Origin of the sequence: Micromonospora sp. NPDC007271 (genome assembly GCF_040634005.1) — a bacterium.
Taxonomy (GTDB): Bacteria; Actinomycetota; Actinomycetes; order Mycobacteriales; family Micromonosporaceae; genus Micromonospora.
This window is the reverse complement of the sequence record NZ_JBEYER010000087.1, coordinates 1-16137: the sequence shown is the minus strand read 5'-3', so window position 1 is coordinate 16137 and position 16137 is coordinate 1. Positions and strand designations below refer to the sequence as shown.

Below are 16137 nucleotides of genomic sequence, written 5' to 3'. Positions count from 1 at the left end.
CACTCTATACAGCGGTGGTTGTGGACCGGGGAGGCCGATGATGGGACGGGACTGGGAACTGGTGGGCGCGCCGAACGCCCGTGACCTGGGTGGCCTGCCGGCCGCGGACGGGCGGCGGGTACGCCCCGGCCGGCTGATCCGCACCGCCGCCCTGGGCCGGCTCACCGATGAGGACCTGCCGGTGCTGGGCAAGCTGGCCCCCGCCTGTGTGGTCGACCTGCGGCACGCCACGGAGCAGGTGGTCGCCCCGCCGGACCGTCTGGTCGGGGAGCCGCGGGTGGTGCACCTGCCCGTGTACGACCCGGCCCACCCGGTCTTCACGTACGTCTCGGCGGTGCTGCTCGGTCACGACCTGGGTGCGTACGACGAGCTCGCCCGGGAGGGCATGCCGGCGGCGATGGCCGCGATCTACCGGTGGTTCGTCACCGGCGAGTCGGCGCGGGCCGGGTTCGCCGCGGCGCTGCGGCTGGCCGCCGACGCGGCGAACCTGCCGCTGCTGTTCCACTGCTCGGCCGGCAAGGACCGGACCGGTTGGCTGTCGGTGGTGCTGCTGACCGCGCTCGGGGTGGACGAGCCGGCGATCCGGGCCGACTACCTGCGCCACAACGAGCTGACCGAGAGCCTGCGCGAGGTGCTGCTCGCGGCGATGACCCGCCAACGGCCGGACCTGGACCCGGCGGTCGCGCGCCCGCTGCTGGAGGTGCGGCCGGAGTACCTGGACGCCGCGTACGACGAGGTGCGGCGGGTGCACGGGACGTTCGGGGCGTACCTGCGCGACGGGTTGGGGGTCACCGACGGGATGATCGCCGCGCTGCGGGCGACCCTGCTGGAGTGAGCGCCGGCCCGCCCGGCCCCCGGCCCGGCCTCGGCTGGGCGGGGGCCGGGCGGTCGTCAGTCGGTCAGCTCGTGCCGGGACTCCCACACCTTCGCGGAGATGTTCGCGATCAGGCGGCACGCGTCGTCCTCGGTCTCCTCGCCGCTCGGGCCGCCGTCGGCCAGCTCGGTGGTGGTGCAGACGACGATCGTGTACGGCGGCGCGTCGGCCGGGAAGACCACCCCGGCGCCGTGCCGGACGCCCCGTATCCAGCCGTTCTTGTGGGCGATCCGGATCCCCTCCGGCAGCCCGGCGGCGAGGTCCTCCCGGTGTTCCTGGGCGAACAGCACGTCCAGCATGGACGCGCACCCCGCCGGGGACGCCAGCGGGCCGGACCGGCGGGCGCCGAGGGCCAGCTCGCCGAGCAGGGCGGCCAGGTCGGCGGCGGTGACCAGGTTGTCGATGCCCGCTTCCCGGGCCGCGTAGTCCTCGATGCCCCGGCCGGTGGCGCTGTGCCGGGCCCCGGCGAGCGTCCACGCCTCGGCCACCGCGGGGAGTCCGACGTGGCCGATGACGATGTTGGTGGCGAGGTTGCTGGACCGGACGATCATGCGGTCCGCGAGCCAGCGCAGCGGTGCGGTGGCGCCGACCCGCGCCCACACCGCGTCGTCGTTGTCGTAGTTCTGATCGTTGGCGAAGCGGGGTGCGCCCGGCGCGGCGGAGTCGAAGCTGTTGCGCACCGGGACCGGGGCGTCCAGGTCCAGCCGGCCGGCCTCGGCGGCGCGGTACAGCGCGACCAGCACGGCGGCTTTCATGGTGCTGGCCGCGTAGTGGGTGGCGTCGGCCAGCCGGGTCCAGGTGGGTGGGGCGCCCAGCCGTCCCATGTACGCGGAGACGGTGCCCGGCACCTTGTCGAGGTGCGCGTCGAGATCCTCCCAGGTCATGCCGCTGACCGTAGCGGATCATCGGCGGCCCTGCGGCCCTGCCGGTGGCCCCGGCACCGGCGTTGATCATGAGGTTGACGGCGATGTCGATCTCTCCGATCGCCGTCAACCTCATGATCACCGGAGGCTGGCGCGGGTGGGCGGGGTCAGCCGGCGTGCTTGCGGCGGGCGGCCATCCGGCCGCGCTGGGTCTGGTCGAGGGTCACCTTGCGGATCCGGACCGCGGCCGGGGTCACCTCGACGCACTCGTCCTCGCGGCAGAACTCGAGGGCCTGCTCCAGCGACAGCTTGCGCGGCGGGATCAGCTTCTCGGTCTCCTCCGCGGTCGAGGAGCGCATGTTGGTGAGCTTCTTCTCCTTGGTGATGTTGACGTCCATGTCGTCGGAGCGGGAGTTCTCCCCGACGATCATGCCCTCGTACACCTCGGTGCCGGGCTCGACGAAGAGCGTGCCGCGCTCCTGGAGGTTCATCATCGCGAAGGCGGTGGCGGCGCCCGACCGGTCGGCGACCAGCGAGCCGGTGGCCCGGGTACGCAGCTCGCCGAACCACGGCTCGTACGACTCGAAGACGTGGTGCAGGATGCCGGTGCCCCGGGTCTCGGTGAGGAACTCGGTGCGGAAGCCGATCAGGCCGCGGGCCGGGACCAGCCACTCCATCCGGATCCAGCCGGTGCCGTGGTTGACCAGCTGCTCCATCCGGCCCTTGCGGGTGGCCAACAGCTGGGTGATCGCGCCCAGGTACTCCTCGGGTGCGTCGATGGTCAGTCGCTCGACCGGCTCACAGGTGCGGCCGTCGATCTCCCGGGTGACCACCTGCGGCTTGCCGACGGTCAGTTCGTACTGCTCGCGGCGCATCTGCTCGACCAGGATCGCCAGCGCCAGCTCGCCGCGGCCCTGTACCTCCCAGGCGTCCGGGCGCTCGGTGGGCAGCACCCGCAGCGAGACGTTGCCGATCAGCTCCTTGTCGAGGCGGTCCTTGACCATGCGCGCGGTGACCTTGGCGCCCTTGACCCGGCCGACCAGCGGCGAGGTGTTGGTGCCGATGGTCATCGAGATGGCCGGCTCGTCGACGGTGATCAGCGGCAGCGGCACCGGGTTCTCGGCGTCGGCCAGCGTCTCGCCGATCATGATCTCCGGGATACCGGCGACGGCGATGATGTCGCCCGGCCCGGCGGACTCGGCCGGCTTGCGCTCCAGGCCCTCGGTCATCAGCAGCTCGGAGATGCGTACCCGCTGGGTGCTGCCGTCGGTGCGGCACCAGGCCACCGTCTGGCCCTTGTTGATGGTGCCCTGCCGGACCCGGCACAGCGCCAGCCGGCCGAGGAACGGCGAGGCGTCGAGGTTGGTGACGTGCGCCTGCAGCGGCGCGTCCTCCTCGTACGCGGGCGGCGGGATGGTGTCGAGCAGGGTGCGGAACAGCGGCTCCAGGCTGTGGCTGTCCTGCGGCACCGCGCCGTCCGCCGGCTGGGTGAGCGAGGCGATGCCGTCGCGGGCGCAGGCGTAGATGATCGGGAAGTCGATCTGCTCCTCGTCGGCGTCCAGGTCGAGGAAGAGCTCGTAGGCTTCGTCCACGACCTCCTTGATCCGGGCGTCGGGCCGGTCCACCTTGTTGATCACCAGGATGATCGGCAGCCGGGCCTTGAGGGCCTTGCGGAGCACGAACCGGGTCTGCGGCAGCGGGCCCTCGCTGGCGTCGACCAGCAGAATCACGCCGTCGACCATGGTCAGGCCGCGCTCGACCTCGCCGCCGAAGTCGGCGTGGCCGGGGGTGTCGATGATGTTGATGGTGACCGGCTCGGACCCGTCCGCCGGCAGGTATCGCACGCCGGTGTTCTTGGCGAGGATGGTGATGCCCTTTTCCCGCTCGAGGTCCATCGAGTCCATGACCCGCTCGGTGACCTCACCGCGGGCGCCGTAGGCGCCGGCCTGCCGCAACATGGCGTCGACCAGGGTCGTCTTGCCGTGGTCGACGTGGGCGATGATGGCGACGTTGCGGAGGTCGGTGCGTAGCTGCATACCCTCCATACTCCTGTCTGCGGTTGCCGCTGGACGCCCCGGGGTCACCCCGGGACCGCCCCTGTCTGTGCCGAAACTGCTGTCCCGACCGGTTCAGCGACCGGCATGCCGGCCCCGGACGGGGGCGGTGCCTGACCTGCTGACGTAACCGCAGGGCCCGCCGGTCTCCTGGTCGCCGCGATGATCGTCGCGGGCGAGACCGCGGTGATCTTCGGACTGCTGGTGCCGGGCGGGGTGACCCTGCTGCTGGTCGGTTTTCTAGCGTACGCGGGCGCTGCGGCTCGTCCCACCGCTGCGGGCGATGAGGGCTGCCGCCGTGATCGGTGACACACTCGCCTTCCGCGCCGTTGGCGGCGGGCCACCGGCGCGGGGCGGGTGAACCTCCGGGCGGCCGGCGCCGGCCGCAGCCGTTCCGGACGGTGACGCGTGTCCCCGGCGGCCGGCCGATTCTTGTTAGGGTGCGGCGGACAACCGTGGGGAGGGGTCCGATGCATCGGGGAATCGGCCGGTGGGCCACGGCGGCCACGGCCCTGCTGCTGGCGGTCGGGATCGCCGGCTGCGGTGGCGAGGAAGGGCCGTCGCGCGAGGTGGCGGTCGAACTGCCCAGCGAGGTGCCGGTCGAGGCGGCGGCCGACGAACCGACCGAGGCGTCGACACCGCCGGCGGTCGAGCAGATGGGCGTGGCGCCCAGCACCAGGCCCAGCCCGAGCGCCACACCGACGGCGAAGCCGAAGCCGAAGCGCACCCGGACCGCCCCCGGGCCGCTCGCCACGCCGAAGCCGCCGACCGAGACCCAGGTCCCGCCGCCCCCGCCGAAGCCGACGTCCAGCGGCTGCCAGCCCAGCTACAAAGGCACCCAGGCGACTCGGAGCCAGGTGAAGACGGCCCTGTCGGACGCGGCCGCGAAGACGTACTGGCCGACCTCGGCGCCCGACATCAAGATCCCGCTCAACCTGGTCAAGGCCACGGCCTGGCAGGAGAGCGGCTGGCAGTCCAACATCGTGGCCTGCGACGGCGGTATCGGGCTGATGCAGGTCATGCCGGACACCGCGGACTGGATGAACCGGCGCTTCGGCCAGACGTACGACATCAACGCCTACCGGGACAACGCGTACCTGGGTGCGAACTACCTCGCCTGGCTGACCAAGTACATCGGGGACATGTACTTCGAGTCGGACTACCGGCTGGACGCCGCGCTGTGCACGTCCGAGCTGAACTCGTGCCTGCTCAACGCGGTCATCGCGGCCTACAACTACGGGCACAACGCGGTGGCCCGGGAGGGTGAGCCGCTCACCATCCCCAACCCGCAGTACGTGCGCAACGTGCGGGCGTTGATGACAGAGTGCGAATGCCTGAGCTTCTGAGTTGACGTAGTGGGGCCCGGCGGTCGACCGCCGGGCCCTCTCGCGTGCGGAGGTACCCAGCACGTGGTCGACGAGCAGCCCGCGGACGACGGCGGCGCCGAGCCGGGACACGGCACGCACCGACCGCGGCCCCCGCGTCGCGAGCTGTCCTACCTGGACGGGCGGGCCGCTGGGAAATCCCATCACTGTTTGTGTCGGGTGCTGCACGACCCCGCGCATTCCTCGGCCGCTGTGCTGCCCACGCGCAGCCGCCGTCCACAGCCTCCTCACAGTTCCAGATAGTGCCTCTGACCTGGGCATACCGCCGGCGGCGGGGATAGTCTCGGGGCAACTGCCCGGTGCCGTGCACTGGCCCGACCGGACGCGTCCCCACATCGGACGCCTTCACGCGCAGTGACCACGTGTCCGGCCGGGTGAACGATCCGGAAGGGGGATTCATGACACGAGCCCCGGAGAACCTGTTGGCCGTCCGCAACCTTCTGCTCAACTACCTCAACGTCGACAAGAACACCGTCCGCAGCGCCGATCTCGAACCCGGCGAGGTCGGCATCGTCGGTGACGCCAACCACAGGGGCGGATATCACTGCGGCTCCGACCGGGTGGTGCCCGACGACTACTCGGTGGTGGAGTCCGCTCGGGACTCCTCCGGGCTGACCCTGGACGCGTCCGCCCTGGACGTGGGCATGTTCTCGGTCGGGTCCGCCGGTGCCACCCACAACCTGCGCAGCTTCTCCACCTGGTTCGTGGCGCAGTGCCAGGCCGGTGCCGCGGACACCAAGGACATCAGAGAGATCATCTACTCCCCCGACGGCAGGACCGTGAAGCGCTGGGACCGGCTGGGCAGACGCACCACCGGCGACAGCAGCCACCTGATCCACACCCACTTCAGCTTCTTCCGCGACTCCACCAAGGCGAACCGCGACCAGACCCCGCTGTTCCGCCGCTACCTCACGGCGATCGGCCTGATCGCCCCAGTGAATCCGGAGATCGACATGGAACAGACCGACAAGCTCACCAACGACACCGGGAACACCAACCGCACCGTCGGCAACGTGCTGGCCGACCTGGAGAACCTCCGTAACTGGCTGATCTCGCCGGTCGACACGACCGGTCTGGTCAACCCGCCCCAGCCGGGATCGCCGTTGCAGCAGTTGCTCACCATGTTGAAGGCCTGGCCCGCGCTCGTCGCCCAGGTGGGCGCGCTGTCCAACAAGGACTTCACCGACGAGCAGCAGATCATCACCGGCGTGCTCGCCGGGCTGCCGGCGGAGAAGATCGCCGCCGCGATCCCCCCGCAGGTGGCGAAGGACGTCGCCGACGAACTGTCCCGCCGGCTGATCGCCTGACCGGGGCGCCGGCCGGCGCGGCGGCACGCCGCACCGGCCGGACGCGTTTCCGCAATAGTCATTGCGCAATAGCTCTTGCGAATGTCAGACTGTCCGCCATGGAGAAGCCTGACGTCCGGCACGTCACCGACTCACGCGTCCTCGCGGCGCTCGCCCATCCGTTGCGACGCCGGCTCATGGACGTGCTCAAGGTGTACGGCCCGTCGACCGTCGGCCTGCTCGCCGAGCGGACCGGCCAGGCGCCGGCGAACGTCAGCCACCACCTGAAGGTGCTGGCCGCTGCCGAGCTGGTGGACGACGCCCCCGAACTGGCCCGGGATCGCCGCGAGCGCTGGTGGCGGTTGCGCGCCCGCGCGGTGCGCTGGTCCGACACCGATTTCGACGGCGACCCCGCCGCCCGGGCAGCGGCCGACGCCGCCACCTCGCTCAATCTGGACCGGCACGTCGCCCTCGTCCGTGCCTGGCACGCCGCGGCCGAGGACGCCCACGCGGCCTGGGGCGACGGGCCGTTCAGCACCGACAGCTGGCTGCACCTGACCCCCGAGGAGCTGGCTGAGCTGGGCCGCGAGGTGACCGAGCTGTTCGCCCGCTGGGCCGATCGGCCGGTCCCGGACGACGGACGGCGACGCGAGCCGGTCTTCCTGTTCGCGCACGGCGTCCCGGGCCGACCGTGACCGCTCGTCCGGCCGCCGGGGTCGGGGTCAGCCACTCCGCCGCCGGCACCACGCCGGTCCGTACGCCTGGGCCGGTGGTGCCGCGACCCGGCGGACTGTTCCGGCACCGCGACTTCCGGCTGCTCTGGGCCGGGCAGACGGTCAGCGCCGTGGGCAGCAACGTGACCGCCGTGGCGCTGCCGCTGGCGGCGGTGGTGGTGCTGCACGCGACCACGTTCCAGGTGGCGGTCCTCACCGCGGCGGCTTGGCTGCCGTGGCTGCTGGCCGGCCTGTTCGCCGGGGCGTGGGTGGACCGGGTACGCCGCCGTCCGGTGATGATCGCCTGCGACCTGGTGTCGGCGGCACTGTTCCTCAGCGTCCCGGTGTCCGCCCTGCTCGACGTGCTCACCATCGGCCAGCTGCTCGTCGTGGCGCTGGGCGCCGGCCTGGCCCGGGTGTTCTTCGAGACCGCGAACCAGGTGTACCTGCCCACCCTGCTGCGGCCCGAGCAGCTGCCGGAGGGCAACGCGAAGCTGCACGCCACCCAGACCGCCAGCTACCTGGTCGGTCCCGGGTTGGCCGGCCTGATCGCCCAGCTCGTCGGCGCGGTGACCGCGGTGCTGCTCGACGCGGTGACCTTCCTGGTCTCCGCCGCCTGCCTGGGACGCATCCGGACGGTCGAGCCGCGACCCGGCCGACCCGCCGGACCGTCCTCGCTGGCCCGGGAGGTGGCGGACGGGCTGCGGTTCGTCGTCCGGGACCGGTACCTGCGGGTGCTGACCGTGTTCGGGGCGGCCAACAACATCGGGCTCACCGGCTACCAGGCCGTCCTCGTGGTCTTCCTGGTCCGCTCCGCCGGGCTGCCGGCGGGCCTGGTCGGCCTGCTGATCGGACTGGCCAGTGTGGGCGGAGTCGTCGGCGCCGCGCTCGCCACCGTCATCGCCCGCCGGTTCGGCTCCGCCCGCGCGCTGCTGCTCGCCGCCGCGGCCACCGGGCCGCCCGCGCTGCTCATCCCGCTGGCCGGCCCGGGTCCGCGGGCGGCGTGGCTGGTGCTCGGCGGCGCACTGGTCAGCCTGGGCGTCGCGGTCGGCAACGTGGTCAAGGGCAGCTTCCGGCAGACGTACACCCCACACGCCCTGCTCGGGCGGGTGACGGTGAGCATGCAGCTGCTGAACTTCGGGATCATCCCGCTGGCGGCCGTGCTGGCCGGCGCCATGGGCACCACCTGGGGCCCGGCCGGGGCGATCCGGGTGATGACCGCGTGGCTGGCGCTGACCCCGCTGATCCTGCTGGTCGGGCCGCTACGGCGGCGCCGCGACCTGCCGGCGTCGCCGGCGTGAGCATGCGCTGCGGCGGCGGTCGGACCTCCGACCACCGCCGCCGGCACGGACCTACTGTGGGCGGACGTTGTCCGCCTGCGGGCCCTTCTGCCCCTGGGTCACCTCGAACTCGACCTTCTGTCCCTCTTGCAGCTCACGGTAGCCGCTGGACTGGATGGCCGAGTAGTGGACGAACACGTCCGGCCCCCCACCGTCCTGCTCGATGAAGCCGAAGCCCTTTTCCGAGTTGAACCACTTGACCGTGCCGGTTGCCATGCGTCTCTCCCTGTTCAAAGCGGGTGAGCACCGGCCGCAGCCGATGATCGCCCTGTACCTTCCCGACAGTAACCGTCCGAACCGGGATCCGCTGGCGGAAGTGCCGGCGTGCCTCGGGAATACGCCCCGCGCGGGAAAATCCCCCCGTGGCGGGCCGGCACCCGGCATGCTTGCCCCGGTGAGAGGACCGACGGCGCTGACCGACCTGGAGCAGGAGATCGCCGCGCCCGGTGCCGGCCCGGACCGGCTCCGGCTGGTCCGCGCGCCCTTCGTGCCCGAGGTGCGGCTGCATCTGGCCGAGGACGCGATCCTCTGGTGGGCCCGGATGGAGGCGGCGGCCGGCCACTCGCTGCCGCCGCCGTACTGGGCCTCGGTCTGGGCGGGCGGCCAGGCGCTGGCCCGCCACCTGCTCGACCACCCCGAGCTGGCCGCCGGCCGGCGGGTGCTCGACCTGGCCGCCGGATCCGGGCTGGTGGCCATCGCCGCCGCGTTGGCCGGGGCCGAGCGGGTGGTCGCCAACGACATCGACCCGTACGCGGTCGCCGCCGTCACCGTCAACGCCCGGGCCAACCGGGTGGCCGTCGCGGCCACCGGCGGTGACCTGCTGGACGCCACGGTCCGCGCCGACCTGCTGCTGGCCGGTGACGTGCTCTACGAGGCGGCCCTGGCCGAGCGGGTGCTGCCGTTCCTGCAGCGGGCCGTCGAGCGGGGCGTCGAGGTGCTGGTCGGTGACCCCGACCGGGGGCACCTGCCACCCGACCGACTCGAGGTGGTGGCCAGCTACCCGGTGCCCACCACCGAGCCCTCGGTCGACACCCCGGTACGCCGGGTCCAGGTGCTGCGTCCGACGCTGGACGGCCGCTGACTCAGGGCCAACCCCGAGACGATCTCACGGTCGGGTGGGGGATCGGGCCCGCTGCGTCGGGAGGGCGGGGACTTTAGCGTAGCTACATGACAGATCTGCTGGCCCAGGTCGGCGAGCTGCCCACCGCGTGCCTCATGGCCGCCCTCGGCCTGGTCATGCTCGCCGACGCCGTACCCCTGCTCGGGGTGCTGGTGCCCGGCGACGCCGCCGTCCTCGCGGCCGTCGGGGCCGGCCGGCCGGCGACGGGGATCGCCACCGTCGCGACGGTGGTGGCCGGCTGCCTCGCCGGCTGGTCGCTGAGCTTCCTGGCCGGGCGACGCTGGGGCGCCTCGTTGCGGGAGAGCCGGCTGGGCGGGTGGGTCGGCGAGTCACGCTGGGCGGCGGCGGAGGCGGTGCTGCGCCGCGGTGGCGGCCGGATGGTGCTGGTCGCGCCCTTCCTGCCGGTGCTCAACGCGCTGCTGCCGCTGGCCGCCGGCGGGTTGCGGATGTCGTACCTCAGATTCCTGAGCGCGGCGGCGCTCGGGGCGACCCTGTGGGCCGGCCTCTACGTCGCCCTCGGCACGGTGGCCCGGGCGGCGACCGCCCTGCTGCCCGGCGCGCCCAGCCCCGCGCTGGTCACCATGCTGGTCGGGCTGCTGCTGGCCGGGCCGGTGCTGTTCGGCGCGCGGCGTCGGCTGCGCGCGCTCGCCGCGGTGGAGGGGGCTTGAGCTTCCCGCACCACCGGGCGGAAGGCCCGGTCGTGCGGGCGGCGGACCCGCGCCGGCGGACGACCGTCACCAGCCGCGGGCCCGCCACTGCGGCAGCGCGGGCCGCTCGGCGCCGAGGGTGCTGTCCTTGCCGTGCCCCGGGTAGAACCAGGTCTCGTCCGGCAGCCGGCCGAACAGTTTGTGCTCGACGTCGTCGATGAGCTGCCCGAACCGCTCCGGGTCCTGGTCGGTGTTGCCGACCCCGCCCGGGAAGAGGCTGTCCCCGGTGAACAGGTGCGGTATGCCGGACGGATCCCGGTAGAGCAGCGCGATCGAACCCGGGGTGTGTCCCTTGAGGTGGATCACCTCCAGTGCGCAGTCACCGACCGCCACCGTGTCGCCCTCGCGTAGCGGCTCGGCGTCGATCGGCAGCCCCTCCGCGTCGTCGGCGTGCACCAGCGGGCGGGCACCGGTCTTGGCGACCACCTCCTCCAGGGCCACCCAGTGGTCCATGTGCCGGTGCGTGGTCACCACCGCGGCCAGGCCGCCGTCGCCGACCAGCTCGAGCAGGCGGGGCGCCTCGTTCGCGGCGTCGATGAGCACCTGTTCGCCGCTGTCCCGGCAGCGCAGCAGGTAGGCGTTGTTGTCCATCGGCCCCACCGAGATCTTGGTGATGGTGAGCCGGTCGAGTTCGCGGACGGCCGGCGTGCCGCCGGGCGTGACGTCTCCGGTGTAGGTCATGACGAGTTCTATATCCATTCCGGTGGGGTCGGCAGGGGACCGTCGGGCGTGACGGTGAGCACCTCGCCGGCGCTGCGGCCGATCAGCCAGGCGGCGAGCTCCCGCGCGGGGCCGGTGACCGTGGGCGCTCCCGCGGGCTCACCCACCACGATCTCGTGGCGGAACCCGTCGAACCGCAGCACCATGGCCGGTGCCGCCGGGTTGTCGGCCAGCCCGGTGGCCACCTCGTGCAGCAGCCGCTGGGCGAACGCCTCCGGCCAGTCCGTCGGCCGGTAACCGGCGGCCAGGTCGACGTGGTGCACCTCCACCTCCCGCAGCCGCCCCCAGACCAGCATCGCGGCCGGCCACGGGCCGCGGCGGGTCTGCACGGTGGCCGCCCACGCCTCGACCGGCATCGCCTCGACCGCCGCCGCGAACCGCTCGGCGCTGCGACGCAGGTCGTCGAGGAGGTCGGCCGGGGTACGGCCGGCCCCGGCCCCGATGTCGGCGGACCGGGCCTCGGCGCTGGCGTACATCGGGATGGGGTCACCGGTGCGGGCGGCGGTGAGCAGGTTGACGAAGCCGTCGGCGTTGCGGGCCAGGTGGGTCAGCACGTGGCCGCGGGTCCAGCCCGGCAGCAGGGACGCGGCGGCGACGTCCGCGGCGTCGAAGGCGGTCACGGTACGCAGCAGCCGGGCCGTGGCGTCGTCCACCTCGCCGGTCAGCAGCAGCGGATCGCTGGTCACTCGTCGACCCTAACGGTACGGCGTCGCCGCGTCGCCGGGGAAATCGCTTTCGGCGGGTCGGCGCGCCCCCTACCGTCGTCGCAGAACGCGGCACCGGGAGTCGGAGCGGAGGTGGTGAGCATGCCGGTCGTAGCACCCGTGTTCCGCCATGAACCCCTCGACACCGATGAGGACGCCATGACACTCGACCTGACCGCCCTCGGCTGGGACGCCGACCGGGCGGCGCACGTACGACGACACACCGATCCGGGGCGGGTGGCCCGGGTCGACCGCGGGATCTGCACGGTGCTGCGCCCCGACGGGCCGGTCCGGGCCAGCCTGGGCGGGGCGGTGCTGGCCGCCGCGGCCCGGGACCTGACCGCGCTGCCCTGCGCGGGCGACTGGGTGCTGCTGGGCACCTGGCCGGACGGACCGGTCACCGTCGAGGCGGTGCTGCCCCGCCGCACCGCGCTGGTCCGGCGGACCGCCGGCAAGGACGCCAGCGGGCAGGTGCTCGCCGCCAATCTCGACGCCGCCGCGGTGGTCGAGCCGGTGCACCCCGAGCCGGACGCCGCCCGGATCGAACGGCTGCTCGCCCTGGCCCACGAGTCCGGCGCGGAGCCGCTGCTCGTGCTCACCAAGGCGGATCTCGCGGCCGATCCGGCGGCCGTCGCCCGCCAGCTCGCCGCGCTCGCGCCCGGGGTGCCGGTGCTGCCGGTCAGCGCCGAACAGGGCACCGGGCTCGACCCGCTGCGCCCGTACGTCGCGCCGGGGCGGACCCTCGGCCTGCTCGGGCCCTCCGGGGCGGGCAAGTCGAGCCTGGTCAACGCGCTCGCCGGGGCGGAGGTGATGCGTACCCAGGCGATCCGCCGGTCCGACGGCAAGGGCCGGCACACCACCACCTGGCGGGCGCTGGTGCCGATCCCCGGCGGGGGCGCCGTGCTGGACACCCCCGGCGTACGGGCGGTCGGCCTGCTGGACGGCGCGACCGGGCTGGACCGGGCCTTCGCGGACATCACCGACCTCGCCGCCGACTGCCGGTACGCCGACTGCGGGCACGAGGCCGAGCCGGCCTGCGCGGTGCGGGCGGCCCTGGAGAGCGGCGAGCTGTCCGCCCGGCGCTGGGAGAGCTGGCGCCGGCTCCAGCGGGAGCTGGCGTACGAGAGCCGGCGCCGGGAGACCCGGCTGGCCGCCGAACGGCGGGGGAACTGGCGGGCCGAGCGGCGGCGGAGGGCGCGTCCGGCGTCGCCGCCGTCGCCCGGCGGGTACTGAGTCGGCCACCGGTCGCGTCGGGCCGCGGGTCCGGCGCGACCGGGCTGACCTGGTGGAATGTGCGCACGACGGAAGTTGTCGTACCTCGGGGCTAGAGTTGCTCGGGCGTTTTCCTGCGCCCTGGACAACCTCGAAAACCGCTCAGACCTGCCGCTGGGCGGACAGATCCGCCGCACATTCTTCTTCCGGGAGCACACGTACCGTGGCCGACCGACTGATCATCCGTGGCGCGCGCGAGCACAACCTGCGTGACGTCAGTCTCGACCTGCCCCGGGACGCCCTGATCGTCTTCACCGGGCTCTCCGGGTCGGGGAAGTCGAGCCTGGCGTTCGACACCATCTTCGCCGAGGGCCAGCGGCGCTACGTCGAGTCGCTGTCCTCGTACGCCCGGCAGTTCCTCGGCCAGATGGACAAGCCCGACGTCGACTTCATCGAGGGCCTCAGCCCCGCGGTGTCCATCGACCAGAAGTCCACCTCGCGCAACCCGCGCTCCACCGTCGGCACCATCACCGAGGTCTACGACTACCTCCGGCTGCTGTTCGCCCGCATCGGCGAGCCGCACTGCCCGGTCTGTGGCGAGCGGATCTCCCGGCAGAGCCCGCAGCAGATCGTCGACCGGGTGCTCGCGATGGCCGAGGGCACCCGGTTCATGGTGCTCGCCCCGGTCGTGCGCGGCCGCAAGGGCGAGTACGTCGACCTGTTCGCCGAGCTCCAGGCCAAGGGCTACGCCCGGGCCCGGGTGGACGGCGTGGTGCACCCGCTGACCGAGCCGCCGAAGCTCAAGAAGCAGGAGAAGCACACCATCGAGGTGGTGATCGACCGGCTCAGCGTCAAGCCCAGCGCCAAGCAGCGGCTGACCGACTCGGTCGAGGCGGCCCTCGGCCTCTCCGGCGGCCTGGTGCTGCTCGACTTCGTCGACCTGGCCGAGGACGACCCGGACCGCGAGCGCCGCTTCTCGGAGCACCTGGCCTGCCCCAACGACCACCCCCTCGCCATCGAGGACCTGGAGCCCCGGGTCTTCTCCTTCAACGCCCCGTACGGCGCCTGCCCGGAGTGCACGGGCCTGGGCACCAAGAAGGAGGTCGACCCGGAGCTGGTCATCCCGGACCCGGAGCGCACCCTGCGTGACGGCGCGATCCAGCCCTGGGCGACCGGGCACAACCTGGAATACTTCCTCCGCCTGCTGGAGGCCCTCGGCGAAGCCGAGCACTTCGACCTGGACACCCCGTGGCGGGCGCTGCCGTCCCGGGCGCAGAAGACGATCCTGCACGGCTCCGACGACCAGGTGCACGTCCGCTACCGCAACAAGTACGGCCGTGAGCGCTCCTACCACACCGGCTTCGAGGGCGTGGTGCAGTGGATCGAGCGCCGCCACACGGACACCGAGTCGGATTGGTCGCGGGAGAAGTACGAGGGCTACATGCGGGACGTGCCCTGCGCGGCCTGCGGCGGCACCCGGCTCAAGCCGGAGGTGCTCGCGGTCACCCTGGCCGGCAAGAGCATCGCCGAGGTCTGCAACCTGTCCGTCGGGGAGGCGGCCGAGCTGCTCGTCGGCATCGAGCTCACGGACCGGCAGAAGATGATCGCCGAGCGGGTGCTCAAGGAGATCAACGCCCGGCTGAAGTTCCTGCTCGACGTCGGCCTGGACTACCTCTCCCTGGACCGCCCGGCGGGCACACTCTCCGGCGGCGAGGCGCAGCGCATCCGGCTCGCCACCCAGATCGGCTCCGGCCTGGTCGGCGTCCTCTACGTGCTCGACGAGCCGTCCATCGGCCTGCACCAGCGGGACAACCACCGGCTGATCGAGACGCTGCTGCGGCTGCGCGGGCTGGGCAACACCCTGATCGTGGTGGAGCACGACGAGGACACCATCCGGGTCGCCGACTGGATCGTCGACATCGGCCCGGGTGCCGGCGAGCACGGCGGCCGGATCGTGCACAGCGGCTCGGTGCCGGCCCTGCTGGAGAACGAGGACTCGGTCACCGGGGCGTACCTGGCCGGGCGCAGGGAGATCCCGACGCCGAAGCAGCGCCGCCCGCAGACCCCGGGCCGGGAGCTGGTGGTGCACGGGGCGCGCGAGCACAACCTGCGCAACCTGACCGTGTCGTTCCCGCTCGGCCAGCTCATCGCGGTCACCGGGGTCAGCGGCTCCGGCAAGTCGACCCTGGTCAACGACATTCTGTACGCGGTCCTGGCCAACCAGATCAACGGCGCCCGGCTGGTCCCCGGCCGGCACACCCGGGTCGGCGGCCTGGAGCACGTGGACAAGGTCGTCGGCGTCGACCAGTCGCCGATCGGGCGTACGCCCCGGTCGAACCCGGCCACCTACACCGGCGTCTGGGACCACATCCGCAAGCTCTTCGCCGAGACCACCGAGGCGAAGGTCCGGGGGTACGGGCCGGGCCGGTTCTCGTTCAACGTCAAGGGCGGCCGCTGCGAGGCGTGCTCCGGCGACGGCACCATCAAGATCGAGATGAACTTCCTGCCGGACGTCTACGTCCCGTGCGAGGTGTGCAAGGGCGCCCGGTACAACCGGGAGACCCTGGAGGTGCACTACAAGGGCCGGACGGTCGCCGAGGTGCTGGACATGCCGATCGAGGAGGCGGCCGAGTTCTTCTCCGCCATCCCGGCCATCCACCGGCACCTCAAGACCCTGGTCGACGTGGGCCTCGGGTACGTCCGGCTCGGCCAGCCCGCCCCGACGCTCTCCGGCGGCGAGGCGCAGCGCGTCAAGCTCGCTTCCGAGCTGCAGAAGCGCTCCACCGGCCGGACGGTCTACGTGCTCGACGAGCCGACCACCGGCCTGCACTTCGAGGACATCCGCAAGCTGCTGATGGTCCTGGAGGGCCTGGTCGACAAGGGCAACACGGTGATCACCATCGAGCACAACCTCGACGTGATCAAGACGGCCGACTGGATCATCGACATGGGGCCGGAGGGCGGCCACCGGGGTGGCACGGTGCTGGCCACCGGCACCCCGGAGGAGGTCGCCGAGGTGCCGGAGAGCCACACCGGGCAGTTCCTGCGCCCGATGCTCAAGCTCGACGGCGAGGCCAAGGGGGCCAAGGCGGCCACCACCCGGGCGGCGAAGGCCAACGGCGGCGGCGCGAGGTCGCGTACCCGCAAGGTGCCGGCCGG

Annotated in this window: 14 protein-coding genes and 1 pseudogene; 10 read left to right on the top strand and 5 right to left on the bottom strand. The window is 72.8% G+C overall.

Annotated features, from left to right (window positions below; translation table 11 throughout):
• Window positions 1-37: 37 nt before the first annotated feature.
• Complete coding sequence (locus tag ABZ570_RS25885) at window positions 38-835, top strand: tyrosine-protein phosphatase (protein ID WP_358068763.1); 798 nt, start codon at window positions 38-40, stop codon at window positions 833-835.
• A gap of 56 nt (window positions 836-891) precedes the next feature.
• Here the strand turns inward: ABZ570_RS25885 and ABZ570_RS25880 are convergent, their stop codons facing one another.
• Both ABZ570_RS25880 and typA read right to left on the bottom strand, forming a co-directional pair.
• Window positions 892-1758 (bottom strand): serine hydrolase, encoded by an 867-nt coding sequence (locus tag ABZ570_RS25880; protein ID WP_358068759.1) that lies wholly within the window; start codon window positions 1756-1758, stop codon window positions 892-894.
• A gap of 146 nt (window positions 1759-1904) precedes the next feature.
• Window positions 1905-3773, bottom strand: a complete 1869-nt coding sequence (gene typA, locus ABZ570_RS25875) for a translational GTPase TypA (protein WP_358068756.1) — start codon at window positions 3771-3773, stop codon at window positions 1905-1907.
• A 180-nt stretch (window positions 3774-3953) separates the two neighbouring features.
• Between typA and ABZ570_RS25870 the strand changes: the two are divergent.
• From ABZ570_RS25870 to ABZ570_RS25850, 5 genes and pseudogenes are all read left to right on the top strand, one after another.
• Window positions 3954-4119 (top strand): annotated as a pseudogene (locus ABZ570_RS25870) (DedA family protein); the annotation flags it as partial.
• Between the two features lie 142 nt (window positions 4120-4261).
• Window positions 4262-5137 carry a transglycosylase SLT domain-containing protein gene (locus ABZ570_RS25865; protein WP_358068753.1) on the top strand — a complete coding sequence of 292 codons (876 nt, stop codon included), beginning with the start codon at window positions 4262-4264 and terminating at the stop codon, window positions 5135-5137.
• A gap of 437 nt (window positions 5138-5574) precedes the next feature.
• A complete protein-coding gene (locus ABZ570_RS25860; protein WP_358068751.1) occupies window positions 5575-6483 on the top strand; it encodes a hypothetical protein in 909 nt (302 codons plus the stop codon).
• A gap of 98 nt (window positions 6484-6581) precedes the next feature.
• The gene (locus tag ABZ570_RS25855; protein ID WP_358068747.1) at window positions 6582-7157 is read left to right on the top strand and encodes a metalloregulator ArsR/SmtB family transcription factor; all 576 of its coding nucleotides are present in this window, start codon (window positions 6582-6584) and stop codon (window positions 7155-7157) included.
• Window positions 7154-8476 carry an MFS transporter gene (locus tag ABZ570_RS25850; RefSeq protein WP_358068744.1) on the top strand — a complete coding sequence of 441 codons (1323 nt, stop codon included), beginning with the start codon at window positions 7154-7156 and terminating at the stop codon, window positions 8474-8476. Before ABZ570_RS25855 ends, ABZ570_RS25850 begins: the two co-directional genes overlap by 4 nt.
• Before the next feature lie 51 nt (window positions 8477-8527).
• Here ABZ570_RS25850 and ABZ570_RS25845 read toward each other — a convergent pair whose 3' ends face one another.
• Complete coding sequence (locus ABZ570_RS25845) at window positions 8528-8731, bottom strand: cold-shock protein (protein WP_358068741.1); 204 nt, start codon at window positions 8729-8731, stop codon at window positions 8528-8530.
• 166 nt (window positions 8732-8897) lie between these two features.
• Here ABZ570_RS25845 and ABZ570_RS25840 point away from each other — a divergent pair, with 166 nt between their 5' ends.
• Together ABZ570_RS25840 and ABZ570_RS25835 are read left to right on the top strand one after the other, a co-directional pair.
• Window positions 8898-9596 (top strand): 50S ribosomal protein L11 methyltransferase, encoded by a 699-nt coding sequence (locus ABZ570_RS25840; protein WP_358068738.1) that lies wholly within the window; start codon window positions 8898-8900, stop codon window positions 9594-9596.
• 86 nt (window positions 9597-9682) lie between these two features.
• Entirely contained in the window at window positions 9683-10303 is a 621-nt protein-coding gene (locus ABZ570_RS25835; RefSeq protein WP_358068735.1) for a VTT domain-containing protein, read from the top strand.
• A 66-nt stretch (window positions 10304-10369) separates the two neighbouring features.
• Here the strand turns inward: ABZ570_RS25835 and ABZ570_RS25830 are convergent, their stop codons facing one another.
• Both ABZ570_RS25830 and ABZ570_RS25825 read right to left on the bottom strand, forming a co-directional pair.
• Window positions 10370-11023 carry an MBL fold metallo-hydrolase gene (locus ABZ570_RS25830; protein ID WP_358068733.1) on the bottom strand — a complete coding sequence of 218 codons (654 nt, stop codon included), beginning with the start codon at window positions 11021-11023 and terminating at the stop codon, window positions 10370-10372.
• Window positions 11024-11031: 8 nt separating this feature from the next.
• On the bottom strand, window positions 11032-11748 hold the full coding sequence (locus ABZ570_RS25825; RefSeq protein ID WP_358068730.1) for a maleylpyruvate isomerase family mycothiol-dependent enzyme: 717 nt from the start codon (window positions 11746-11748) through the stop codon (window positions 11032-11034).
• Window positions 11749-11925: 177 nt separating this feature from the next.
• Between ABZ570_RS25825 and rsgA the strand changes: the two genes are divergently transcribed.
• On the top strand, window positions 11926-12999 hold the full coding sequence (gene rsgA, locus ABZ570_RS25820; RefSeq protein WP_358068727.1) for a ribosome small subunit-dependent GTPase A: 1074 nt from the start codon (window positions 11926-11928) through the stop codon (window positions 12997-12999).
• A gap of 202 nt (window positions 13000-13201) precedes the next feature.
• Window positions 13202-16137 (top strand): excinuclease ABC subunit UvrA (gene uvrA, locus ABZ570_RS25815; RefSeq protein ID WP_358068724.1); only part of this gene is annotated, 2936 nt, incomplete at its 3' end.

What these genes read in the sequence shown, in the direction of transcription:
- ABZ570_RS25885 (WP_358068763.1), top strand. Translation starts at nt 38, where the DNA reads ATGATGGGACGGGACTGGGAACTGGTGGGCGCGCCGAACGCCCGTGAC.
- ABZ570_RS25880 (WP_358068759.1), bottom strand. Translation starts at nt 1,758, where the DNA reads ATGACCTGGGAGGATCTCGACGCGCACCTCGACAAGGTGCCGGGCACC.
- typA (WP_358068756.1), bottom strand. Translation starts at nt 3,773, where the DNA reads ATGCAGCTACGCACCGACCTCCGCAACGTCGCCATCATCGCCCACGTC.
- ABZ570_RS25865 (WP_358068753.1), top strand. Translation starts at nt 4,262, where the DNA reads ATGCATCGGGGAATCGGCCGGTGGGCCACGGCGGCCACGGCCCTGCTG.
- ABZ570_RS25860 (WP_358068751.1), top strand. Translation starts at nt 5,575, where the DNA reads ATGACACGAGCCCCGGAGAACCTGTTGGCCGTCCGCAACCTTCTGCTC.
- ABZ570_RS25855 (WP_358068747.1), top strand. Translation starts at nt 6,582, where the DNA reads ATGGAGAAGCCTGACGTCCGGCACGTCACCGACTCACGCGTCCTCGCG.
- ABZ570_RS25845 (WP_358068741.1), bottom strand. Translation starts at nt 8,731, where the DNA reads ATGGCAACCGGCACGGTCAAGTGGTTCAACTCGGAAAAGGGCTTCGGC.
- ABZ570_RS25840 (WP_358068738.1), top strand. Translation starts at nt 8,898, where the DNA reads ATGCTTGCCCCGGTGAGAGGACCGACGGCGCTGACCGACCTGGAGCAG.
- ABZ570_RS25835 (WP_358068735.1), top strand. Translation starts at nt 9,683, where the DNA reads ATGACAGATCTGCTGGCCCAGGTCGGCGAGCTGCCCACCGCGTGCCTC.
- ABZ570_RS25830 (WP_358068733.1), bottom strand. Translation starts at nt 11,023, where the DNA reads ATGACCTACACCGGAGACGTCACGCCCGGCGGCACGCCGGCCGTCCGC.
- rsgA (WP_358068727.1), top strand. Translation starts at nt 11,926, where the DNA reads ATGACACTCGACCTGACCGCCCTCGGCTGGGACGCCGACCGGGCGGCG.